Origin of the sequence: Microbacterium sediminis, assembly GCF_004564075.1 — a bacterium.
GTDB classification, from domain to species: Bacteria; Actinomycetota; Actinomycetes; order Actinomycetales; family Microbacteriaceae; genus Microbacterium; species Microbacterium sediminis.
Genome location: NZ_CP038256.1, coordinates 2,113,406 through 2,135,414, shown reverse-complemented (window position 1 = coordinate 2,135,414; position 22,009 = coordinate 2,113,406). Strand labels below are relative to the sequence as shown.

General features: G+C 72.5%; 22 protein-coding genes. 10 read left to right on the top strand and 12 right to left on the bottom strand.

Translation table 11 applies throughout. The annotated features are described in order from the left end of the window. Window positions 1-6: 6 nt before the first annotated feature. The 7 genes from E3O41_RS10160 to E3O41_RS10130 form a co-directional block, all read right to left on the bottom strand. The gene (locus tag E3O41_RS10160; RefSeq protein ID WP_135012341.1) at window positions 7-624 is read right to left on the bottom strand and encodes a nucleoside deaminase; all 618 of its coding nucleotides are present in this window, start codon (window positions 622-624) and stop codon (window positions 7-9) included. 43 nt (window positions 625-667) lie between these two features. After that, window positions 668-1,717, bottom strand: coding sequence for an adenosine deaminase (gene add, locus E3O41_RS10155; RefSeq protein ID WP_067026374.1), 1,050 nt, complete (start codon window positions 1,715-1,717; stop codon window positions 668-670). A 17-nt stretch (window positions 1,718-1,734) separates the two neighbouring features. Further along, on the bottom strand, window positions 1,735-2,613 hold the full coding sequence (locus E3O41_RS10150; protein WP_067026371.1) for an ABC transporter permease: 879 nt from the start codon (window positions 2,611-2,613) through the stop codon (window positions 1,735-1,737). Further along, entirely contained in the window at window positions 2,610-3,434 is an 825-nt protein-coding gene (locus E3O41_RS10145) for an ABC transporter permease (protein WP_067026369.1), read from the bottom strand. Before E3O41_RS10145 ends, E3O41_RS10150 begins: the two co-directional genes overlap by 4 nt. Then, window positions 3,424-4,248: an ABC transporter ATP-binding protein gene (locus E3O41_RS10140; RefSeq protein WP_067026367.1), complete on the bottom strand. Its 825-nt coding sequence runs from the start codon at window positions 4,246-4,248 to the stop codon at window positions 3,424-3,426. The genes E3O41_RS10145 and E3O41_RS10140 overlap by 11 nt, the downstream gene beginning before the upstream one ends. 24 nt (window positions 4,249-4,272) lie before the next feature. Further along, the gene (locus E3O41_RS10135; protein ID WP_067026365.1) at window positions 4,273-5,343 is read right to left on the bottom strand and encodes an ABC transporter substrate-binding protein; all 1,071 of its coding nucleotides are present in this window, start codon (window positions 5,341-5,343) and stop codon (window positions 4,273-4,275) included. A 162-nt stretch (window positions 5,344-5,505) separates the two neighbouring features. Continuing rightward, window positions 5,506-6,519, bottom strand: a complete 1,014-nt coding sequence (locus E3O41_RS10130; RefSeq protein WP_162303970.1) for a substrate-binding domain-containing protein — start codon at window positions 6,517-6,519, stop codon at window positions 5,506-5,508. A gap of 145 nt (window positions 6,520-6,664) precedes the next feature. On the opposite strand from E3O41_RS10130, the gene E3O41_RS10125 reads away from it, so the two are divergent. The 5 genes from E3O41_RS10125 to E3O41_RS10110 all read left to right on the top strand — a co-directional run bounded on the left by E3O41_RS10125 (window position 6,665) and on the right by E3O41_RS10110 (window position 12,891). Beyond that, entirely contained in the window at window positions 6,665-8,035 is a 1,371-nt protein-coding gene (locus tag E3O41_RS10125) for an amidohydrolase family protein (RefSeq protein ID WP_067026361.1), read from the top strand. Between the two features lie 181 nt (window positions 8,036-8,216). After that, window positions 8,217-9,266 (top strand): ABC transporter substrate-binding protein, encoded by a 1,050-nt coding sequence (locus E3O41_RS10120; RefSeq protein ID WP_083990941.1) that lies wholly within the window; start codon window positions 8,217-8,219, stop codon window positions 9,264-9,266. Continuing rightward, a complete protein-coding gene (locus E3O41_RS14145; protein ID WP_083990940.1) occupies window positions 9,259-10,062 on the top strand; it encodes an ABC transporter ATP-binding protein in 804 nt (267 codons plus the stop codon). Before E3O41_RS10120 ends, E3O41_RS14145 begins: the two co-directional genes overlap by 8 nt. Further along, the gene (locus E3O41_RS10115) at window positions 10,059-11,678 is read left to right on the top strand and encodes an ABC transporter permease (RefSeq protein WP_162303969.1); all 1,620 of its coding nucleotides are present in this window, start codon (window positions 10,059-10,061) and stop codon (window positions 11,676-11,678) included. Before E3O41_RS14145 ends, E3O41_RS10115 begins: the two co-directional genes overlap by 4 nt. A gap of 121 nt (window positions 11,679-11,799) precedes the next feature. Next, window positions 11,800-12,891, top strand: a complete 1,092-nt coding sequence (locus tag E3O41_RS10110; protein WP_067026356.1) for a nucleoside hydrolase — start codon at window positions 11,800-11,802, stop codon at window positions 12,889-12,891. A gap of 25 nt (window positions 12,892-12,916) precedes the next feature. On the opposite strand, the gene E3O41_RS10105 is transcribed toward E3O41_RS10110, so the two are convergent. Then, entirely contained in the window at window positions 12,917-13,477 is a 561-nt protein-coding gene (locus E3O41_RS10105) for a nucleotidyltransferase family protein (RefSeq protein WP_240482382.1), read from the bottom strand. A gap of 84 nt (window positions 13,478-13,561) precedes the next feature. Beyond that, window positions 13,562-14,038 (bottom strand): nucleoside deaminase, encoded by a 477-nt coding sequence (locus E3O41_RS10100; protein ID WP_067026354.1) that lies wholly within the window; start codon window positions 14,036-14,038, stop codon window positions 13,562-13,564. A 66-nt stretch (window positions 14,039-14,104) separates the two neighbouring features. Here E3O41_RS10100 and E3O41_RS10095 point away from each other — a divergent pair, with 66 nt between their 5' ends. Continuing rightward, window positions 14,105-15,094, top strand: coding sequence for an XdhC family protein (locus E3O41_RS10095; protein ID WP_135012335.1), 990 nt, complete (start codon window positions 14,105-14,107; stop codon window positions 15,092-15,094). Here E3O41_RS10095 and E3O41_RS10090 read toward each other — a convergent pair. Both E3O41_RS10090 and E3O41_RS10085 read right to left on the bottom strand, forming a co-directional pair. Next, on the bottom strand, window positions 15,087-17,783 hold the full coding sequence (locus tag E3O41_RS10090) for a molybdopterin-dependent oxidoreductase (protein ID WP_067026351.1): 2,697 nt from the start codon (window positions 17,781-17,783) through the stop codon (window positions 15,087-15,089). The two genes, E3O41_RS10095 and E3O41_RS10090, sit on opposite strands and share 8 nt — an antisense overlap. Further along, window positions 17,780-18,580 (bottom strand): FAD binding domain-containing protein, encoded by an 801-nt coding sequence (locus E3O41_RS10085; protein WP_135012333.1) that lies wholly within the window; start codon window positions 18,578-18,580, stop codon window positions 17,780-17,782. Before E3O41_RS10085 ends, E3O41_RS10090 begins: the two co-directional genes overlap by 4 nt. A 93-nt stretch (window positions 18,581-18,673) precedes the next feature. On the opposite strand from E3O41_RS10085, the gene E3O41_RS10080 reads away from it, so the two are divergent. After that, complete coding sequence (locus tag E3O41_RS10080) at window positions 18,674-19,633, top strand: DMT family transporter (protein WP_240482372.1); 960 nt, start codon at window positions 18,674-18,676, stop codon at window positions 19,631-19,633. Here E3O41_RS10080 and msrB read toward each other — a convergent pair. After that, complete coding sequence (gene msrB / locus E3O41_RS10075) at window positions 19,617-20,018, bottom strand: peptide-methionine (R)-S-oxide reductase MsrB (RefSeq protein ID WP_067026347.1); 402 nt, start codon at window positions 20,016-20,018, stop codon at window positions 19,617-19,619. The two genes, E3O41_RS10080 and msrB, sit on opposite strands and share 17 nt — an antisense overlap. A 101-nt stretch (window positions 20,019-20,119) precedes the next feature. Between msrB and E3O41_RS10070 the strand changes: the two genes are divergently transcribed. From E3O41_RS10070 to E3O41_RS10060, 3 genes are read left to right on the top strand one after another with little or no spacing between them, the layout of a single operon-like run. Next, on the top strand, window positions 20,120-21,088 hold the full coding sequence (locus E3O41_RS10070; RefSeq protein WP_067026346.1) for a DUF2332 domain-containing protein: 969 nt from the start codon (window positions 20,120-20,122) through the stop codon (window positions 21,086-21,088). A gap of 28 nt (window positions 21,089-21,116) precedes the next feature. Beyond that, window positions 21,117-21,383, top strand: a complete 267-nt coding sequence (locus E3O41_RS10065) for a DUF3263 domain-containing protein (RefSeq protein WP_067026443.1) — start codon at window positions 21,117-21,119, stop codon at window positions 21,381-21,383. Window positions 21,384-21,429: 46 nt separating this feature from the next. Next, complete coding sequence (locus tag E3O41_RS10060; protein ID WP_067026344.1) at window positions 21,430-21,960, top strand: LytR C-terminal domain-containing protein; 531 nt, start codon at window positions 21,430-21,432, stop codon at window positions 21,958-21,960. Window positions 21,961-22,009: the final 49 nt, after the last annotated feature.

Below are 22,009 nucleotides of genomic sequence, written 5' to 3'. Positions count from 1 at the left end.
AGGGCGTCACTCCGGTCGCGAGGCGCGGGCGTTGTAGACGACGCCGTCGTGCGCGGCGACCCACGCCCCGTACTCGCGATAGACGTCGAGCGCCTCGTCGCGCCGCACCCCGGAGACGACCGAGATGCCGCGGCGGCGGAACTGCTCGTCCCAGTCCTCGCGCATCGGGCCCTCGTCGAACCCGGACAGCTCCTCGAGCTCGGGCCCGGAGCCGGCGACCACGAGCGAGGTCACACCCGACCACATCGTCGCGCCGTAGCACTGCACGCAGGGGCGCCAGTTGACGACCAGCTCGTGCTCGGGCAGGTGCGCGGCGGCCAGGTCCCAGCCGCCCACCCGCTGCTGTGCCAGGCCGAGGGCCACCACCTCGGCGTGGCCGGAAGAGATCCCGGTGGAGAGCACGACGTTCACTCCCACGGACACGAGCCGCCCGGTCTCCCGCTCGACGACGAGGGCGGCGAAGGGGCCGCCGTTGCCCTCCGCGAAGTTGCGGCGCGCGAGCCGATTGACCAGCGCCATGCGCCCGTCGACGTCGGGGAGGATCTCGGGGAGCCGCGGCAGCTCCCGTTCGAGCCACTCGGGCAGCCGCAGGGTGAACGAGGTGGCGAGGGCGTCGGCGGTCATGTTCTCTCCGGGGAGGACGGTGCTGCGGGGCGGGGGCTCGGCGTCAGGACGGCAGCGTCACGCCGTGCTCCGCCGCGTAGCGGCGCACCGCGTCGACGTGAGCGGTGCGCCGGGCGGGGGTCATCCAGGAGGCGTCGAAGGAGTTGATCGCCAGCTGCGCGAGATCGGCATGGCTGAGGCCCGCCTTCTCGGCGAGGGCGATGTAGTTGTCGGCGACATAGGCGCCGAAGTAGGCCGGGTCGTCGGAGTTGACCGTCACCTTCACGCCCCGGCGCAGGAGCCCGACGATCTCGTCGGTCTTCATCTGCTCGGTGACGAACGAGTTGGACACGGGGCAGCAGGTGAACCCGAGTCCGCGCTGCCTGGCCAGCTCGACGAGCTCGGGGTCCTCCACGATGTTCGTCCCGTGGTCGATGCGGTCCACGCCGATCTCCTCGATGACGGTGCGGATGTTCTCGAGGGAGCCCGCCTGGTCGATGTCGCAGTGCATCGTGGTCAGGAAGCCCTCGGCCTTGGCGCGGGCGAACACCTCCGCGAACTTCGCCGGCGGGTTGTCGCGCTCGTCGGAGTCGAGTCCGACGCCGACGATCCAGGCCTTGTAGGGCAGCGCTTCCATCAGCGTCGCCATGGCGTACTCGGCGGAGAAGTCCCGCAGGAAGCAGAGGATCAGCTCCGCCGAGACGCCGAGCTCGCGCTGCGCCCGGACCGCGGCGCGACGATAGCCGGAGACCACCGTGTCGAAGGGGACGCCCCTGCTGGTGTGGGCCTGCGGATCGAAGAACATCTCGACGTGCACGACGCCGTGCTCCTTCGCCCGCTGCAGGTACGCCCACGCCAGGTCGTGGAAGTCCTCGGCGGTCTGCAGCACGCGCATCGCCGGGTAGTAGACGGCGAGGAAGCTCGTCAGATCCGTGAAGTCGTAGGTCGCCGTCACCTCCGACACGGTCTTCTCCGCGAGCTCGACGCCGTTGCGCGCGGCCAGGGCGAACTTCAGCTCGGGCTCGAGCGTGCCCTCCAGGTGCAAGTGCAGCTCGGCCTTGGGCAGCCCGAAGGCGAACTCGCGCAGCGACGGGGGAGCGGTGGTGTGAGACATGGAGTCCTTCGGGGAGATCAGGAGCGGTCGGCCATGCCCATGCGGGCGAGCACGATCGACTCGACGACGGCGACGATGTTGTAGATGACCAGCGCGGCGGCGGTGACGAGCACGACGGCCGTCCACAGGGCGGAGAACTGCGCCTGTGCCTGATAGGCGCCGACGCTGCCGCCGATCCCGCCGCCGACCGCCAGCCATTCGGCCAGGAGGGCGCCGGTGATCGCGCCCGGGACGGAGATCCGCACGGCCGCCAGCAGGGAGGGCAGCGCGTTCGGCAGGGCGACCTTGCGCAGCGCGGTCCACGCGGATCCGCCGTAGACGGCGATGACGTCGTTCATCAGCGGCGACGAGGAGCGCAGCCCGAAGACGATGTTCACGAGCGCGGGGAAGAGCACCACGATGCCCCCGATGACCGCGACCGTCACGAAGCTGCGCTGGAAGATCAGGATGATCACGGGCGCCATCGCGACGAGCGGTACCGAGCGCAGCAGCATGGCGAGGGGCATGAGCGCCTGCTCGGCGCCGTTGCTGAGCTGGAACAGCATCGCGACGAGGAGCGCGACGACGAGGCCTGCGACGAAGCCGATCGCCGCGTCGCCGAGCGTCTCGCCCAGCTGGCCGAACAGCTGGGCCCGGTTCGCCGCGGCGTCGGGCGCGCTGACGAGGAACGTCCAGACGTCGGCAGGCCCCTTGCCCACGTAGGCGCTGACGCCGAAGAGGGACAGCGTCCCCTGCCACAGGACCAGCACCGTCACGATGGTCAGCGCGAAGGTCAGCAGGCTCGACCCGAGCGCCTTCATCGTCGCGCGGCGGGCGTCGGCGCGGACCTTCGCGGCCAGTGCGGGCGCCTCGACGGTGGCGACCTGGGACAGTGCGGCCGTGTGGGATCCGCTCATCGCGTTCCTCCTCTCGACCAGGGGGCGATCGCCCGCGAGGCCAGCCCGATGGCCCCGTACCCCGCGAGGGCGACGAGACCCGACACGAGCGCGATGCCCCAGAGCCGGGGCGCGTCGAGCCCCTGCTGTGCCGCGATCATCGCGGGCCCCACGCCGAGCTGCACCTTGCCGAAGAACTCCCCGAGCACGGCGCCGAGGAACGCCGCGGGAACGGCGATCTGCAATGCGTTGAGGATCGCGGGGAGGGCCGCGATGACCCGCACCTTGCGCAGCTGCGTGAGCCGGGATCCTCCGTAGACGGCGACGACGTCGAGAGCGCTGCGATCCGCCGCCTTGAGGCCGAGCAGCGCGCCCACCACCGTGGTGAAGAACACCGACAGTGCGGCGAGGAACACCGCGTTGCCCGCGGGCTCGCCCGCTCGCGGCAGCGGGATGATGACGACGAGGAGGATCCCGATCGCCACGATCGGGACGCAGTAGGTGAGGATCGCCAGCTGCATGATCACCGGTTCGAGCCGCGGCACGAGCAGCACGAGCGCGGACGCGGCCAGCGCGAGGCTGTTGCCCCACAGATAGCCGATGCCCGCCTCGGCGAGGGTGACCGAGAAGTTGCGCACGTAGAACTCCCCGCCCGACTCGACCATCGCGGCGATCACCTGCGGCGGCGTGGGGACCGCCTGCACGCCCCGGCCGCCGACGTCCGAGAACACGGTGAGCGCCAGGACCCACCACAGCGCGACGATCGCGACGACGCCGAGCACGCCGACGACCGGCGCGGGCAGTCGGCCGACGCGGCGGGCCCCGCCCGTCTCAGAGGTCATCGGTCGCGGCGCCGTCGGCGCCGAAGAGCAGCTCGGAGGCCTCGTCCACGTAGGCGTGGAACTCGGGCGTGCGCATCAGCTCCGGCGTGCGGGGCCGCGGCAGGTCGATGTCCATGACGGCCTTGATCCGTCCGGGGCGCGGGCTCATCACCGCCACCTTGTCGCTGAGGAAGATCGCCTCCGAGATGCCGTGCGTGACCAGGAGGGTGGTGGCGGGCTTCTCGGTCCAGATCCGCAGCAGCTCGAGGTTCAGCCTCTGGCGCGTCATGTCGTCCAGCGCGCCAAAGGGCTCGTCGAACAGCAGCACCTCGGGCTTCAGGATGAGCGACCGGGCGATCGAGACGCGCTGCCGCATGCCGCCGGACAGCTGGGCGGGCTTGGCCTTCTCGAACCCGGTCAGGCCGACGAGGTCGATCATCTCGCGCACGTACGCGTGGTCGACGGGCCTGCCCGCGACCTCGAACGGCAGCCGGATGTTCGCCTCGACGCTGCGCCACGGCAGCAGCGCGGAGTCCTGGAACGCGATGCCCAGCGCGTTCTCCTTGCGCAGTTGCCGCGGGCTCTTGCCGTCCACCCGGGTGGTGCCGCTGGTGGGCTCCTCGAGGCCGGCGAGGATCCGCAGGATCGTGGACTTGCCGCAGCCGGACGGGCCGAGGAGCGAGAGGAACGTACCCTGATCGGTGTGCAGGTCGGCGTCCTGCAGGGCGACGACCGTGCGTCGTCCCACGCGGAACGACTTGTTGAGGGCGGTGATCTGCAGGCCGGTGCCCAGGGCGTTCGCCTGGGCACCGGCCTGCGTGGCCGTGTCTGTCACGGGTGCTTCCTTGTGGTTCGGTGATCAGCCCGCGTAGCTGACGAGCTCTGGGTTGTCTGCGTAGACCTCTTCCAGCAGGCTGAGGTCGAACAGCTGGTCGGCGGTGATCTCGATGCCGGCACCGGCGAGGCTCTCGATGGTCATCTCCTGCAGCTCCTCGGTGATCACGAAGAGGCCGTGCTCCTCCGTGTCCGCCGAGGTCACGAGGGCGTTCTGCGCCTCGGAGCCAGCGAGGGTCTTCTCCGGGTCGAGATCCAGGTCGGTGCCGTAGGTCTCCATGGCGAGGTCGGCGCCGAGCTGCGGGTCGGCGACGGCGTCGGTCCAGCCGCGGATCTCGGCCGTGAGGAACGCCTTCAGCATCTCCGGCTGGCTGTCGAGGGTCTCCTGCGTGACGGTGAACGTCTCGGCGACGAAGGGCAGGCCGTTCTCCGCGAAGGGCAGGTTCACGGTGTCCAGGCCCATCATCTCGACGGTGATCGCCTCGTTCGTGAGATACGCCACGAAGCCGTCGACCTCGCCGTTGACGAGGGGAGCGGGGTCGTACTGGACAGGGACGACCTCGACCTCGGAGGCGTCGATGCCGTTGGCCGCCAGCAGCGCGTTGAACAGCGACGTGTTGGAGTCCTGCACGCCGATCTTCTTGCCGATCAGGTCCTCCGGGGCGGCGATGTTCCCGCCGTCGCCGAGGGAGAGGATCGTGAACGGGTTGGCCTGGAACGTCGCGCCGATGATCTTCAGCGGCGCGCTCTCGTTCGCGATGGCGGTGCCGACCGCCACGGAGTCGCTCAGCGCGATGTCGGCGGTGCCGCTGAGCAGCTCCGCGACGCCCGTGGACGGGCCGGGGACGAGCGTGACCGAGTCGAAGCCGGCCTCGGCAAAATAGCCCTCGGAGTCGGCGACGTACTCGCCGGCGAACTCCTCGTTGAAGATCCAGCTGAGCTGCAGAGTGATGTCGCCGAAGCCCTCGGCGGCGGCGCCCGGCTCGGACGAGGCGTCGTCGTCGCCGGTCGAGCAGGCGGCCAGGGCGAGCACCGCGGCGGCGGTGCCCAGCAGCGCGACGGATGCGCGCCGTGTGCGAGAGGTGCGGAAGGTCATGTGATGTGTCTCCAGGTCGACGGGACCGCTTCGGGTGTCGACGCCCCGCTCCGTGTCCTCGGCGGCGCGCGTGAGTAGACGCTAGGAGACGCAGATTTCGCGAACACCGGCGGGGTGTTTCGCCGTGGTTACACGCGCTCCCGCACGGCGGCGGCCGCGCGATCAGGCGCGTCTCGTCGAGGCGCGCTGGACGACCTCCGGCCGGGGCGCGGGGATCGTGCGCCGCTCGGCCCGGGGGTCGGTGAGGCAGTCGATCAGCAGGCTCACCGCGGCATCGGCGAACGCGGGCAGTTGCAGGTTCAGCGCGGTCAGCGCAGGAGTGGTCGCGTGCGCGCGGGGGCCGTCGTAGTTCGTGATGATCATGATGTCGTCCGGGACGCGCATCCCGGCTTCCTGCGCGGCGTGCAGGGCGCCTACGGCGAAGGCGTCGATCGGGGCGTAGATCGCGTCGATCGACGGGTCGTCGCGGAGCAGATCGCGGGCGCGCGCCTTGCCGCCTTCCTCGCCGGCGTCGGCTGAGATCTCGACGAGCCGAAGCCGCACGCCGTCGGGGCGCGGCCCGAGCGCGTAGCTGCGCAGGCTGGACGCGAGCGAGTGCTGTTCGACGGTGGACAGCGCGACGATGTTCGTCGCGCCGTTGTCGACGAGGTGGCCGATGGCGACCTCGGCGTCGCTCGTCCCGCGGTCGACCACGCCGTCGGCCTGGATGCCCGGGGCGTCGCCGATCGTGATGACCTGGAGACCGCGGCTGCGGAAGCCCTCGATCAGGGGGTCGTCCGCGCGCGGATCCAGGACGACCGCCGCATCCGCGTCGATGTTGTCGAGGTGGCTCCCGCTCTTCGCCGGGGGCAGCAGGAGGGTCGAGTAGCCGCGCTCGAGCAGGGCGCGGGCAAGCGGCACTCCCAGCTCCAGCAGGAAGCTCATGCGCGAGTCTTTGCCGACCACCTCGTCCGGCAGCGCGGTCACCAGGCCGACGGTGTGGGAGACGCCGGAGCGGAGGCGCTGGGCACGCACGCTCGGGCGGTAGTCGAGCGCGGCGGCGACGGCCTTGACGTGCTCGCGGGTGCGGGCGTCCACGCGTCCCCGTCCGGACAGCGCCACGGACACGGTCGTGCGGGAGACGCCGGCGGCGGCGGCGACGTCGGCGATCGTCGCGCGGGGAGGGGACGGGGTCATCGGTCGGCTTTCGGCTATGCGGCGGTCAATCGATCCTAGGCCGGGGGCCCGCAGTGCTCCGACGGCCGTGTGGTAGACATGCCGTGACCATGCGGAATCGATTCGTCGCATGAGCTCGGCAAATCGTCTCAGACCGGAGGAAGTTATGCCCCAGACCGCGGACCGGATCATCCAGAACGCCCATGTCGTCACCTTCGACGAGGAGGCGCGCGTCTTCTCCGACGGGGCCGTGGCGATCAAGGACGGGGTGATCGTCGGCATCGGGGAGACCTCGGACGTGACGGCCGAATGGGTCTCCTCGGAGCGGATCCACGCGGCCGGGGACATCGTCATCCCCGGGCTAACCGACGCCCATCTGCATACCGCGCAGAGCCTCATGCGCGGGCTGCTCCCGACGCTCGCCAAGAGCGGGGCGCTGCGGGTGCCCACCTGGCGCGAGTACCTCGTGCCGTTCGAGGCGAATCTGACCCCCGAGGATGTCGAGCTGTCCGGGATGCTGGCCTACACGGCGATGCTCCAGACCGGCACCACCGCCTTCTTCGAGGCGGGAGGCCCGCATCCCGACGCGATGGCCGCCGCGGCGTGGCGGAGCGGCATCCGGGGCTCCGTGTCGCTGAGCACGATGGACGGCGGCGACCGGATCCCGGCGAGCATGCAGATGAGCACGGACGAGGCGATCGCGGAGAACGTCGCCCTCGTCGAGCGCCTGCCCGCGGCGGCGGACGGGTCGACGCGGGTGACCGCCGGCATGTCGCTCCGGCAGATCATCACCTGCAGCCCGGAGTTGGTCTCGGGCATCCACCGCGAAGCCTCCGCGCGCGGTGTCAAGGTTCACACCCACCTCGTGGAGGGGACGTACGAGATCGATTTCGCCCTGGAGCGGTTCGGGCGCCGCCCCATCGACCATCTGATCGAGCAGGGGGTCTTCGACAGCGCCCTGCACGGCGCGCATTCGATCCTGGTGGACGATCAGGACATCGACGCCTATGCCCGCCATGGCGTCTCCGCGGCGCACTGCGCCAAGGGCAACTACTCCATCGGCACGCCTCCGGCACTGCGGATGTGGCGTCGGGGGGTGTCCATCGGGCTCGGCACGGACGGGGTGGCAGGGCTGGGCACGCTCGACCTGTTCCGTGTCGCGATGCTCGCCCGCGTCGGGCAGCAGCACGTCGAGGCCACGCCCGTGCACAACCGTAACGGCGTGCGCGGCGAGGAGATCCTGGGGATGGCCATCGTCGGCGGTGCTCGTGCCATGGGCATCCAGGACCGCGTCGGCACGCTCCAGGTCGGAAAGCGCGCCGACATCGTCGTGCTGCGGACCGACGGTCCCGACGCCGCCGCGTACGCGTCCGCGGAGGCTTTCCTCTACGAATGCGCCAGCGGGCGCGATGTGCGGCACGTCCTGGTCGACGGGGCCGTCGTCGTCAAGGACGGCGAGGTGCTGACCGCGGACGTGAGCGAGATCCGTGCCCGCGCGGCGGTCCGGCAGCGTGAGCTGGCCGCGCTGATCGGCTGACCGGTGACGCCCGGAGAGCAAGTTTCCGCCTCGTTACGTTCTCGATAAGCCTTTTCGCATCCCTGGGAGACGACCGCGTCCTCCGTGCAGAATCGATTTGGCAGCGACAGTGCCATGATGCGGATCGCAGCCTCGCCCCCTCTCGCAAGCCCCGATTCCGATCATCTCTGGAGACCCCACCATGTCGACCACACCCTCTGTCCCGGTCCCCGGCACCGTGCGCCGGATCACCGCTCTCGTCGCCGGCGCGGGCCTCGCCCTCGCGCTCACCGGGTGCTCGGCGCCCGCCCCAGGCGGGCAGGGCTCCGACGAGCTCGCGCCGGCCGCTCTGCAGCTGGGGTGGCTTCCGAACATCGAGAACGGCGTCTACGTCCTCGGCGACGAGAAGGGGTACTTCGAGGACGAGGGCATCGAGCTCGAGATCCTTCCCGGCGGCCCTGACGTGACCGTGGACGCGCAGATTGTCGGCGGCGGCGCCCTGGTCGGGCTGATGTCGACGCAGACCCTCGCCGACGCCGTGCGCAACGGCGCGCCCCTGGTCGGCGTCGCCGCCCTGTACCAGTTCTCCTCGACGAGCATCACCATGCTCGCCGACTCCGGCATCGAGGAGATCGAGGACCTGGCGGGCACGCGCATCGGCGTCACCACAGGGCAGGAGGTGACGCTGCTGCCCTTCCTGGAATGGGTGGGAGTCGACACGGCCGACATCGAGATCGTCACCGTCGACGGCTCCGCGACGCCCCTGGTCACGGACCAGGTGGACGCGCTGTACACGACGCTCGGCAACGTCCCCGTCGTTCTCGAGGCCCAGGGCACGCCGACCACGTCGTTCGCCGTGGCCGACTACGGCTACAACCGGTGGAGCAGCATCCTCGTCGTGCGCGAGGACTCGCTGGAGGATCCGGACAAGCTCGAGCAGATCAAGGCGATCCTGCGGGGCACCCTCGCCAGCGCCGAGGACTTCATCGCGGATCCCGAGGCCGCGGGCGAGCTCGTGTACGAGGTCTACGGCGACCAGCTCGGTCTCGAGCGGGAGTCCCAGGTCGACGGCGCCGTCGTCTGGGCCGACCTCATCGAGCGAGGCGCCGACCTCAACGAAGGCGGGCTGCTGGAGATCACAGAGAAGGGGGTCGCCTCGACCCAGGCGCTCTTCGACGACATCCTCGACATCGATCTCGACGCAGCCGACCTCTTCGACCTGTCGGCGCAGGAGGGCATCCTCGGTGAGTGACTCCGCCCCTGCCACGGTCGTCCGCGACGGCCTCGCCGTCGAGCGGGTGGGGAAGGTGTTCTCCACCCGCTCGGGCCCCGTCACGGCGCTCGACGACGTCTCCTTCACCACCCGCGAAGGATCCTTCGTGTCGCTGATCGGTCCCTCCGGGTGCGGGAAATCGACGCTGCTCCGGATGTTCGCCGGCCTCGACACCCCGTCCACCGGCACGCTCGAGGTGCTGGGCCGCGCTCCCCGGGAGGTGCAGCGCGGGCACCACATCGGCGTCGCGTTCCAGGACGCCGCGCTGCTGCCCTGGCGATCCGTGGAGGCGAACATCGCGCTGCCACTGCAGGTGGCCGGGCGGGCCGTCGACCCCAGGGCGATCGCGGACCTCATCGCGCTCACCGGCCTCGCGGGCTTCGAGCAGGCGCGGCCCGCGCAGCTCTCCGGCGGCATGCGCCAGCGGGTGGCCATCGCGCGGGCGCTCGTGCTCGAGCCGGACGTGCTGCTGCTCGACGAGCCGTTCGGCGCGCTCGACGACATGACGCGGCACCACATGAACGTCGAGCTGCAGCGGATCTGGACGGAGCGGCCGACCACCACGCTGCTGGTCACCCACTCGCTGCAGGAGGCCGTGTTCCTGAGCGATCACATCTTCGTCATGGCGGCACGACCGGGACGCATCATCGAGCGCGTCGACGTCGAGCTGCCCCGGCCGCGCACCGCCGCCGTCCGGCAGGAGGCCGTCTTCCACGCCTACGCGGATCACCTCGGCGAGCTGCTGTTCTCGGCACGAGGCGGCGCGGCATCGTGACGGTGACGTCGGGCCTGGCCACGCGGGTCTCCCACGGCCGCACGCCCCGCCGGCGCGGGATCCGGCTGCCCCTGATCGTGCTGGGGTCCCTCGCGGTCGTCTGGCTGCTGGTGGCCACCGCCTTCGCGGACAACGGCGTGGTGCCCTACCCGTGGACGCTCGTCGCCCAGATCGTCGCCGACGGGCAGCTGCTCGCCGGCAACGCGGCCCACACGCTCGGTCGTGCGGCGCAGGGGCTGCTCTGGGCGATCGCGGTGGTTGTGCCGCTCGCGGTGCTCTGCTTCCTCCTCCCCGTGAGCCAGCCGGTCGTGTTCATCGTCGCGACCGTCGTGCACGTCATCCCCACCGTGGCGATCGCCCCGATCCTGACCGTTGCGGTCCCTCCCGAAACGGCGCGCGTGATCATCACGGCGCTCGCGGTGTACTTCCCCCTGCTCGTCGGCCTGCTGCTCGGGCTGCGCTCGGTCGACGGGCGGGCCGCCGACGTCATCACCGCCAGCGGTGGCCGGGGCTGGGCGAAGGTCCGCTTCCTGCGGGTGCAGTCGGCCGTGCCGAGCATCATCGCCGCGCTCCAGATCGGCGTGCCCTCGGCGGTGCTCGGCGCGCTGATCAGCGAGTTCTTCGGGGCGGATCGCGGCCTGGGGGCCGTGCTGCTCGCGTCGCAGGAACAGTTCCTCGTGACCCGCGTATGGGCGATCGGCGTCGTCGCCGGGGCGATCGCGGCCGTCGGCTACGCGATGGTGACGCTGGTCGCACGTCTGGCCGTGCCGTGGGCGGGGAAGGGCGCGACCGTCGACACGACGGTCGCCGGCGCGGAGACCGCGCGGCTCGGCACAGGCAAGAGCATCGTCGCGCTCCTGGTCGCCTTCGGGCTGGTCGCGGCGTCCTGGTACGCGCTGCGGGGTGTGTTCGGGCTCAGCGACTACTTCGTGAAGCTCCCGCACGATATCGCGCGGTTCCTGACCGAAGGCGACCCGCGCACGGGCGAGGGCCCGGAGGTGTTCTGGGCGACGTTCCTGGGCGCGATGGGCGAGACCGCGGTGCACGCGGCGTCGGGGTTCGTCGCCGGCACCGCGCTCGCCGTGCTCGGCGCGATCGCCCTGGTCGCCCTGCCGCGTCTGGAGAGCGTGGTCATGCCGCTCGCCGTCGTGCTGCGCTCGATCCCGATGATGGCGATGATCCCCGTCATCGTCATCGTGTTCGGGCGGGGGCTGCTCGCGGTCACCATCGTGGTCGTCCTGATCACGTTCTTCCCCACGCTCGTGAACGTCATGGGCGGACTCCGCGCCGCGCCGGAGGGCGCCGTGGACGTCGTCCGCGCGACCGGCGGATCCGGATGGCAGATCGCCCGCCACATCCGGGTGCTGTACGCCGTCCCCTCCATCATCGCGTCGGCGCAGATCGCCGTGCCCGCATCGATCGCCGGCGCCACGCTCGCCGAGTGGCTCGCGACCGGCGACGGCATCGGGCACCTGCTCGCGGTGTCCTCGGTGCGCGCGCAGTATCTGCAGCTGTGGTCGGCGAGCGTGCTCCTCGTCGTGACCGTCCTCGCGATCTATGCCGTGCTGTCACTCGTCAGCGGCACGCTGACACGTCGCATCGGGATCGTCGGATGAGCCGTGCCGCACCGACCCGCCGCCCGCTCCGCGTCCCGGCACGGGAGCGCTCGCGTGAGGAGCGCCGCTGTCACATCGGCGGGCCGACCGGCCTGTCCGCTCTTATGAAGAAGGGATCAGAATGACCCAGACGACGAACCCCGCCCGCAAGGTGATCGTCGAGGACGACGTCTCCGGCTTCCACGCCGCCTTCCCGCTCCTGCTGCAGTCCGCCGAGGCCCAGGTGCTCGGGTTCTCGGCCATCAGCGGGAACGTGTGGCGGGATCAGTCGCTGGCGTACGTGCGGCGGATGCTCGAGATCACCGGCCACCCCGAGATCCCCGCACTGCCGGGGTCGGTGTTCCCGCTGCTGAACTCCGAGGCGGCGACCGAGCGATGGGAGGCGCTCTACGGCAAGCTCGTGTGGAAGGGCGCGTGGAGCCGCGGGTGGGTCGAGGAGACCCTGCAGAGCGATCCCCGCTACCACGCGCACGACGTCGTCGTCGACCTGCCGATCGGGAACCCGACCGTCGTCCCCGCGAGCGAGGAGCATGCGGCCCTGACCATGCTGCGGCTGACGCGCGAGCACCCGGGGGAGGTCAGCATCATCGCCACGGGCCCTCTCACCACGCTCGCCCTGGCGCAGTCCCTCGATCCCGGCTTCGCATCCCGGGTGAAGGAGCTCGTCTACATGGGGGGCAGCCTCAACCCGCACCGCCGTCGGGACAGCACGTCGGCGCATCAGTTCGCCCGAGAGTTCGCCAACTCGCCGCGGCGCGAGTTCAACATCCGCTGGGACCCTGAGGCGGCGAGCATCGTGATGCGCTCGCCGTGGCCGCGGGTGACGATGATCCCGGTCGACCCGTCGACGGCCACGGAGCTCACGGCGGAGCTTCTGGCCCGGATGACGGCCGCGGGCACGCCGCTGTGCCGTGCGCTCGCTTCGCGTCATCCGGGCTTCCCGCTCTGGGACGAGATCGCGACCGCCACCTGGCTGCGTCCCGACCTGATCACCGAGTCCGACGAGCTCTTCATCGATGTGAACACCGAGTTCGGGCCGGGCTATGGCGACATCCTGTCGTGGGCGCCCGGATACGAGCCCGGGCTCGGCGAGACGCGCCAGACCGTGGTGCGCGCGATCGACGTGCCGGCGTTCGAGGACTTCCTCGTCGAGCTGCTCAACGCGCCCCAGCCGCCCGCGGTCGGGCTCCCGGTGCCGGCGGCGGGCGGCTGATCGCCGCCACGGCCGCGCGCACGCGTCAGCGGTCGACGTCCTCGCCGTGCCACAGATCGCCGCATTCGACGGCCTCCGCGCCGTGACGGGAGAGGAAGGCGCCCGCGCCGCGATCGCCACGCGCATCGTGGGCGAGCGCCGGCCACCAGTCCCGGCCGAGGACGACGGGGTGTCCCGGGCGGGAGCCGTACACCGCGCGCCGCAGGATTCCCGCGGGATGCGCCGCACCGGAGCCGGAGGAGGGCGGGGCGAGGAGCCGGGCGACGGTGGCGGAGGGGAGCCCCGGAAGGTCGACGAGCGAGACGACGGCGACGGCGGCCTCCGTCTCGGCCGCGGCGACGAGGCCCGCGCGCAGGGAGGCGGAGACCCCTGCCGCCCAGTCGGCGGCGACGACGGCGCGCACCGCCGGGTGCGGCGGGACGAGCGGCAGCGCGTCCGCCGCAGAGGCGCCGAGCACCGCGACAACCTCCCGGCAGCCTCCGTCGAGCAGCGCGTGCGCGGCGAGCCCGAGCCAGGCAACCCCGTCGACGGAGCGCCGGAGCGCCTTCGGCCCGCCCGCACGAGCGCCCGCTCCCGCCGCGAGCACGATCCCGACCGCGGCAGCCAGAGCGGACGTCGGCTCAGCCGAGCGCACGGCCGGGGCCCCACGGCGGCACGAGACCGGGCACCATCAGTACTCGGTGCGGTCGGCCGCGGCGAGCCACGCCTCGAAGGGCGCGTTCGCGGCGTCGACGCGCAGCTCCTCGACGGAGGGCGACCGCCACGTGGTCGACGGCGTCTCGAAGACCGAGTAGAACGCGCGGTCGTCGAAGCCCGCGCGCTCGGCGTCATGCCGGTCGGCGGCGAAGACGATGCGGGAGACGCGCGACCAGAGCGCCGAGGCCAGGCACATCGGGCACGGCTCGCAGGAGGTGTAGAGCGTGGCCCCGGCGAGAGAGAAGTCCCCGATCGTGGCGCAGGCGCGGCGGATCGCGGTCACCTCGGCGTGCGCCGTCGGATCGTTGTCGCGCGTCACCCGGTTCACGCCCTCGGCGAGGATCCCCCCGTCCGCGCCGACCACGAGCGCGCCGAAGGGTCCGCCGCCTTCCGAGACGTTCCGCGTCGCGAGCGCGAGCGCGCGGCCCAGCCAGTCGGCGTCAGTGGTCATGGCTACTCCTCTGGCCCGTCAGCATCACGAAACGAGCCTGACATGTCGATGTGTCAGGTTCGTTTCATGCTGGAGATCGCCGCCCGCCTGCTCGACGCGCTGGATGCCGGGCGCCCGCTCGTCGTCGCGACCGTCGTGGGGCTCGACGGCAGCGGGCCGCGTCAGCTCGGCACCTCGATGGCGTGGGACGGCTCCCAGGCGATCGGATCGGTGGCGGGCGGATGCGTGGAGTCGGCGACCATCGACGTCGCCGACCGGGTGCTCGAGGACGGCCGGACGCGCGTCATCGAGTTCGGTGTTCCCGATGAGGGCCCCGAGGCGGAGCTGGCGCTCGCGGTCGGCCTGTCCTGCGGCGGGCGGATCCGCCTGCACCTCGCCCTGGTCGACCCCGCGCGTCGCGGCGAGGGTGATGCGGTGCTCCGCTCCCTGCGGCGGGCTGCGGCGGGCCTGCCCGCGCGGATCGCGCTGACGGGCACGGGATACGACACGGCCGAGTGCGCGGATCCGGTGTTCGTGGACACGGCGGAGCTCCCCGCGCGGCTCGTGATCGTCGGGGCGATGGAGTTCTCCGCGGCGCTCTCCCGCGCGGCGCGCGCGATCGGCTATGCCGTCACGATCCTGGACCCGCGCCCCGTCTTCGCCACGCCCGAGCGCTTCCCCGGCGCGGAGATCGTGGTCGGCTGGCCTCCCCTCATCCTTGCCGAGACGATCCTCGGGCCGCGGGACGCGGTCTGCCTGCTCTCCCACGACGATCGCTTCGACCCCGAGACGATCCTCCTCGCGCTGCGCTCGCCCGCCTTCTATGTGGGGGCGATGGGGTCGCGCCGCACCCACGAGCAGCGTCTCGCCCGGCTGAGGGACCTCGGCGCGAGCACGGCGGACCTCGCGCGCCTGCACGGCCCCATCGGCCTCGACCTCGGCGCGGTGACGCCCGACGAGGTCGCCATCTCGATCCTCGCCGAGCTGCTCCAGGTGCGCTCGGGGGCGTCCGCCCGTTCGCTGCGGGAGCTCTCCGGGCGGATCCACGCGCCCGTCACGGGGCAGCCCGTCAGCTGACGTCCGGCCGCGCGGCGGGGTCGGTCCCGTTCGCGAGGCGCCACACGACGTCGCGGGTGAGGGGGAGCGCGTAGGGGCGCACGCCGAGCGCGTCGCGGATCGCGTTGGCGATGGCCGGAGCGACGGGGTTGTAGGGAGCCTCGCTCATCGACTTCGCGCCGAGCGGGCCGAGCGGCGAATGGGTCTGGGCGAAGAGCACCTCGGTGCGTGGCAGATCGGCGAACTGCGGGATGTGGTACTGCCGGAAGCGGTCGGTCACGACCACGCCCTGCTCGAGGACGACGTTCTCGTAGAGCGCCGAGCCGAAGGCCTGCGCCACCCCTCCCTCGACCTGTCCGCGCAGCTGCGCGGGGTTGAGCACGGTGCCCGCGTCGACCGCCTGCACCGAGCGGAGCACCCGCACCTCGCCGCTGGCGGGGCGGACGGCGACGCGGACGGCCTGCACGTTGAACGCGACCGTGCGGGGCGTGCCGTCGTGCGTCGCCGTCGCCTCGTCCGGCCCGCCCGCCCTGAGCTGCTCGGCGAGCCGGAGAGCTGCCGTGTAGACGGCCTTCCCCGCGACCACGGACCCCGCCGATCCGTAGGCCCCCGTGTCATGGCGTGCGCCCGGGAGGGCCGTGTCGGACTGACGGATGCGGATCCGCTGCGGGGTCGTGCCGAGCGCGGTCGCCGCGAGCTGGGCGTGGACGGTGGTGGACCCGTTTCCGAACTCCGCCGTGCCGACCTCGATCTCGAAGTCGTGGTCCTCGCCGGGGACGCGCCGTACGGTCGCCTCGGCGTAGTGGCCGCGGGGCGGGATCGTGGCGATCATCGCGAGGGCGACGCCCGTCCCGATCCGCCATTCGCCGCTCGCGATCTCCTCGGCCGTGGGCGGCATCGACATTAGGGCGCCGAGGCCGCCTTCGCGCACCGCCGGCGCATCCGCGGCGAGCGCGGCCTCGACCAGGTCGAGGCACTGCCGCAGGCCGTCCGCCCCGTCGAAGGCGACGTCGCCCGGATCCTCGTCAGTCGTGACGAGGGGGTCGCCCGGGCGGACGGCGTTGCGGCGGCGGATCTCGAAGGGGTCGAGCCCGAGCCGGCCGGCGAGCTCGTCGATCGCGCTCTCGATCGCGAAGATCACCTGGCCGAGCCCGTAGCCGCGGAAGGCCCCGGAGGGAGGGTTGTTGGTGTAGACCGCCTGCCCGTGGACACGGACGTTCTCGCAGCGGTAGACGGCGAGGGATTCGTGGAGGGAATGGAACATGACGCCCGCCGAGTGGTTGCCGTAGGCGCCGGTGTCGGACAGCTCGTCGACGTCGATCGCGGTGAGCGTGCCGTCACGCCGTGCGCCGAGAGCGACCCGCAGGCGCATCGGGTGGCGGCCGGGGGCGATGCGGAACTCGTCCTGCCGCGTGAACTCATACTGCACGGCGCGCCCCGTGCGCAGCACCGCGAGGGTGACGAGATCCTCCGTGAGGAGCTCCTGCTTGCCGCCGAAGCCGCCGCCGACGCGGGTCGCGAAGACGCGGACGCGATCGCGGTCGAGGTCGAAGATGCGGGCGATCTCGTCGCGCACGAGGTAGGGCACCTGCGTGGAGGTGCGCAGCACGAGCCGGCCGTCGCCGTCGAGCCAGCCGCGGGTGGCGTGGGTCTCGAGCGAGGCGTGCGCGATCCGCCCCGTGCGCCATTCGCCGCTGACGACGATGTCGGCGGAGGCGAGGGCGGCCGACACGTCGCCGCGCTCGCCGCGCGTCTCGGCCGCCGTGTTGCGCTCGGGCGCGGCGATCCGGCTCGTCTCGGGCGTCTTGTCGTCGTGTAGCAGGGGCGCTCCCGGCCGGCGGGCGAGCTCGGGGTCGAAGACGGCCGGAAGCAGGTCGTACTCGACCTCGATCATGCGGGCGGCCAGCTCCGCCGCCGCCGCGGACTCGGCGACGACCGCGGCGACGCGCTGGCCGACGAAGCGGATCACGGGATCGAAGACGAGGGTGTCGTCGGGGTCGTCGAGCCGGTTCTCGTGCCGTCCCGTGGAGAAGAGGGTCGCCGGCGAGTCGCGGTGGGTGAGGACGGCGATGACCCCCGGCGCGGCCTCGGCGCGGCGCGTGTCGATCGTGCGGATCCGGGCGTGCGGGTGGGGAGCGCCGAGCACGGCGAGGTGGGCGAGGGCGGAGGTCGAGCGGAACGGCTCGAAGGAGTCGAGCGTGTACTCCTCGCGACCCGTGACGACGCGCCAGGCCGCGGGCGGGGCGACGGAGCGGCCCGCGGCGTCGCCCGCGGCGGGGTGCTCGATCGAGGAGGCGCCGTGGATCGCATCCTCGATCGCGCGGTAGCCCGTGCATCGGCAGAGGTTGCCCTTCAGCTTCTGGGTGAGGTCGTCGCCCGGCTGGAGGGCCTGGGCCGTGACGATCATGCCCGCCGTGCAGAAGCCGCACTGGTAGCCGCCCGCGGCGACGAAGGCCTGCTGGACGGGGTGCGGGTGCTCCGGGGAGCCCAGGCCCGCGACGGTCGTGACCTCAGCGCCCTCGGCGCGATGCGCCGGGGTGATGCAGGAATGGACGGGGACGTCGTCGAGCAGCACGGTGCACGCGCCGCAGTCTCCCGCGTCGCATCCCTTCTTCACCTCGAAGCAGCCGTGCTCGCGCAGGAAGGTGCGTAGCACCTGACCCGGGCGCGGGACCGCGTCGATCGGCCGGCCGTTCACGGTCGTCGTCATCCCGTCACCTCGCCGAGGACCTCGATCGCCAGCCGGAGGCCCTGCGCGCGCCGCCAGTCCGCGGCGCCGTGCGCGTCCCCGAACCAGTCATCGATCCCCGCGACCGCGGCAGCGAGTTCCTCCTCGCTCGGCGGGGCCGCGAAGGCGAGGCGTCGCGGGCGGAGCGTCGCGGCGCTCACCGTGATGGCGACCGCGCCGTCCTCGTCCTGCCGGCCCACGACGACGACGCCCGATCGGCCGAGCGGCGAGAGCGCGAGCTTGCGCAGCGCGGAGCGCGCGCGCAGCGCCGCGGCGGGGAAGTCGATCGCGCGGAGGACCTCGCCGGGGCGCAGGGCGGTCTGCGCGGCCCCCGTCACGAAGTCGAGGACGGGGAGCCGCCGCTCGGTGAGCCCGCCCGCCGCGTCGGCGGTCCACAGCACCGCGACGCCGTCCAGGCCTGCGGCGAGGGAGACGAGCGCGCCCGCGGGAAGGCCGAGGCAGACGTTCCCGCCGACCGTGGCCGCGTTCCAGACCTTGAAGCTCGCCAGCAGCGACTCGCATGCGGAAAGGAACAGCGGGTGACGACCGGACGCGGCCAGGGCGGCGAGCGTGCAGGTCGCCGCGATCCGCAGTCCCCCCTCCGGCAGGTCCTCGAGGTCGGGCCAGCCGAGGCCCATGAGGTCGACGACGCCCGTGGTGCCCGGCTGCGGCTCGGAGAACAGCCAGGTTCCGCCGCCCATCGCACGCTCGCCGGGCGCGAGCACGAGGTCGGCCGTCGTGCGCGCCACACGAAGTGTCTGTACGTCCACGAGGTCCATCCCGTCATCCAATCCCACGCGTGTGACGCACATGTAAACGGGGTCGGCCCGTCGGCGCCGCGCGGGCTCCCTGAGCGGGCATAGGGTGGGTCGGTGAGCCCTACCGCGTTCCGCCGCCGTGCGCGCACGATCGTCCCCGTGAGCGGGGCGGTGCTGGTCGGGATGCTCACCGTGCTGCAGGCGCGGGCGAACGGGCAGCTGGGGGTCGAGCTGGACGACGCGTTCGCCGCGGCCCTTGTCTCCTTCGGGTCGGGGCTGGTGATCGTCCTCGCCGTCGCGCTCGCCCTTCCCTCGGGGCGGCGGGGACTGCGCGCGCTGCGCGGCGGGATCGCTGCGCGGGACGTGACCTGGTGGATGCTCTGCGGCGGGATCGCGGGGGCCTTCAACGTCGTCGCCCAGACGCTCACGGTCGCCATCGTCGGCGCCGCGCTGTTCACCGTCGGGCTGGTGGCCGGTCAGACGGTCGGCGGCCTGGTGATGGACCGCATCGGCTACAGCCCGGCGGGAGCGTCGGCGGTGACGGTGCCGCGGGCAGTCGGCGCCGCTCTCACGCTCGTCGCCGTGCTCGTCGCCCTGGGCGGAGACACCCTTGCGCGCGTGCCGTGGTGGATGCTCGTGCTGCCGGTGGCCTCCGGCGCCTGCCTGTCATGGCAGCAGGCCACCAACGGGCGGCTGCAGGTCGCGACGCGCTCGCCGATCGCGGCGACCGTGGTGAACTTCGCGGGCGGGACGGCCGTGCTGCTGTGCGCGGCGATCGCGCATGCCGCCGTCGCGGGCCTCCCCGAGGAGCTTCCGAGCAATCCCGTGCTCTATGCGGGAGGAGCCCTCGGCGTCGTGTACATCGCGCTGAGCGCCGCCATCACCCCTCGCACCGGGGTGCTGGTCTTCGGGCTCGGCTCCGTGCTGGGGCTGCTCGCGGGGTCGGTGCTGCTCGATGTGCTGTGGCCCGCGGCGGCGCCGGCACCGCTCTGGCAGGCCGTGCTCACCGTCGCGTTCGCGCTCGCCGGGGTGATCGTGGCGGCGCGCCGGCGCGGGGTCAGCCCTCGGGCGTGAAGTTCAGCGAGATCGAGTTCATGCAGTAACGGTCGCCCGTGGGCGTGCCGAAGCCGTCGGGGAAGACGTGTCCCAGGTGCGATCCGCAGCGCGCGCACCGCACCTCGGTGCGGACCATGCCGTGGCTGGTGTCCTCGAGCAGCTCGACGGCCTCCGGGCGCACGGACTCGTAGAAGCTCGGCCAGCCGCAGTGCGAGTCGAACTTGGTGCCGCTGACGAACAGCTCATTGCCGCACGCCGCGCAGGTGTAGATGCCGGCGCGCTCCTCGTCCAGCAGCTCGCCCGTCCAGGGGCGTTCGGTGCCGGCCTGGCGCAGCACCGCGTACTTCTCGGCACCCAGCTCCTGGAGCCACTCCTCTTCGGACTTCTGCACTTCGTAGGCCATGGAACCAGGGTAAGCGCGATCCGGGCGGCCGGGGTCGTCGTCGCCCGCTCCGGCGGCCGCAGAGTCGTCGTCGCCCCCTCCGGCGGCCGCAGAATGGGGGAGTGGAGGAACGGGCGGCCCAGGTGCGGGATCGGTACGCCCGGTTCGCGCGGGACGAGGCGCCCGGCCGCAGCGCCCTGTACGCGGCGTGGGCGACCGGCGTCGCGGCCGACGAGGAGGTCTGCCGCATCCTGGCGCGGCTGGATCCGCCGCACCGCCAGCCGCCGCTCGTGTTCGCCGTCACGCGCCTGCTGGGGTCGGGCGAGGGGTCGTATCGGGAATGGGCGCGGTTCGTCCGCGCCCACGCCGATCGCGTGGTGGCCGAGTGCGCGGCGCGCAGCATCCAGACGAACGAACCGGGCCGGTGCGCGCCGCTGCTGTATGCGCTGCAGCACATCCCGGGCCCGATCGCGCTGCTCGAGGTGGGGGCGTCCGCCGGCCTCTGTCTGTACCCCGACCGCTACGCCTACCGCTTCCATGGTGAGGACGCGATCGCGGAGCTGGGACGATCAGCCGTCGTCATCGACGCGACCCTGCGGGGCCGCACCCCGGCGCCGCGCACGCTGCCCGAGATCGTGTGGCGTGCGGGGATCGACCCGCAGCCGCGGGTGGCCGCGGACGCCGGGGACCGCGACTGGATCACCGGGCTGGTGTGGCCCGGCGAGACCGGCCGCGCCGAGCGGATCCGCGCCGCGCTCGACATCGCGGCCGCGGACCCGCCCGTGCTCGTCGCCGCGGACGCCAGCGCGCCCGGCGTCCTGGCGGACCTCGCCTCCCGCGCGCCCGCGGGCGCCACGCTCGTCATCACCACTCCCGGGGTGCTGCCGCACGTGCCGCGCGCGGCTCGTGAGCGGCTGATCGACGCGATCCGCGCGATCGACGCGCGCTGGATCACCCTCGACGCACCGGCGCTCCACGACGCCTGGACGCGTCGGCCGGACCCCGAGGGCTGGGAGGGTTTCGCGCTGGCCCTGGACGGCGAGGTGATCGCCGCAGCCGACCCGCTCGGCGCGTGGATCGCGGCGGTCTGAGGGCATGCCGGAGTGGCGCCCGGGAAGCATGCCCCCGCGGACGTACCGTGAACCCGTGGCACTGACCGAGACCGAGCGCGCGATCCTCGCCTTTGAGGCCGAGTGGACGCGGCACGCCGGCGCGAAGGAAGAGGCCATCCGCCGGGAGCTCGGCATGGGTCCCGCCCGGTACTACCAGCTGCTGGGCCGGCTGATCGACACCGCCGAGGCCCTGGAGCACGATCCGCTGCTCGTGAAGCGCCTGCGCCGCGTGCGCGACGAGCGGGTCGCGCGGCGCGACGCGCTGCACGCCTGACCCCGCGCTCAGCCAGCCGCGGGACGCCGCCCGGTAGCATCGACGGGTGCCTGCCGACTACCCGCGTGACCGATTCGACGACGTCCCTCGTCAGCCGGAACGGGTGGGGGCGCACCGCGCCGAGAACCCCCGGATGCGCGCGGGTGTCGTGCTGCTGTGGTCGGCACTCGCCGCGATCGTGCTCTTCGGCGCCGGTGTGATCGGCTTCCTCGTCGTCTCGCAGCAGCCGGGGATCCTGCCGCAGCCCGACCCCGAGCCGACCACCGCCGCGGTCATCGATCCGACGTACGAGGTGCTGATCCTCAACGGCACCGCGTCGCAGGGGCTCGAGGCCGCCGCGGAGGAGGAGCTCGTCGCGGCCGGCTGGAGCGCCGACGACGTCGATGTCAGCACGGCGAACACCACCGACTTCCCCGAGACGACCGTCTACTACGCCGCGCCCGAGCACGAGGCCGCGGCCGCGGGCGTCGCCGAGGCGCTGGGCGGCGCGCGGATCGAGCAGAGCGATGCGTACAACGATCCCGCGGACAAGCGGGTCACCGTGGTGCTCGGCCTCGACCGTGTTTCGGTCGAGTAAACGTTCCGATTCGGCCGTGTCAAACCTCTCCTGAACCGCGTCTCGGCGC